The organism is Massilia atriviolacea, from assembly GCF_003953935.1.
GTDB lineage: Bacteria > Pseudomonadota > Gammaproteobacteria > Burkholderiales > Burkholderiaceae_D > Telluria_A > Telluria_A atriviolacea.
On the sequence record NZ_RXLQ01000068.1, the window covers coordinates 1 to 661 of the forward strand.

At 66.0% G+C, this 661-nt stretch carries 1 pseudogene; it reads left to right on the forward strand.

What is annotated here, in order from left to right:
* Positions 1-140: 140 nt before the first annotated feature.
* Positions 141-661: pseudogene (locus tag EJB06_RS31570) on the forward strand (aminopeptidase); the annotation flags it as partial.

Sequence of the window (661 nt, forward strand, 5' to 3'; positions counted from 1 at the left end):
CGCCTGGAGCTGTTCAAGACCGACCGCAGCAAGGACGACATGATGAAAGACTTCAACACGCCGTTGAAGACCAAGTAAGACCGGCGGGCACGATCGGGTGCCCGCCTTCCCGCCTTTCCCGCATTCCACCAACCTGCCCAATGACCATCCGACACCTTTCCCTGGCCCTGGCGGCCTGCCTGGCCTGCACCACCGCTGCGGCGGCCCCCGCCTTCGACGACAAGTTCCGCCAGCTGGAGGAACTGCTGCCCACGTCCGGCATCACCCGCACCGCATCGGGCGCGCCCGGCCACGCCTACTGGCAGCAGCGCGCCGACTACAAGCTGCGCGCCACGCTCGATGAAGCGAAGCGCCGCATCGACGGCAGCGGCAGCGTCACCTACCACAATAATTCGCCCGATACGCTGTCCTACCTGTGGGTGCAGCTGGACCAGAACATGTTCCGCGCCGATTCGGACAACCGCGCCATCTCCACGGTGCCCTCGCGCGAGGCGTGGGCCAGGGGCACCGAGGCGGACGGCATGCGCTTCGAAGCGATGCGCTTCATCGTCGAGAGCCGCACCTTCGAGGGCGGCTTCAATATCACGGCGCTGACCGATGGCGGCGGCCAGCCGCTCAAGTACACCATCAACAAGACCATGATGCGGATCGACCTGCCGCA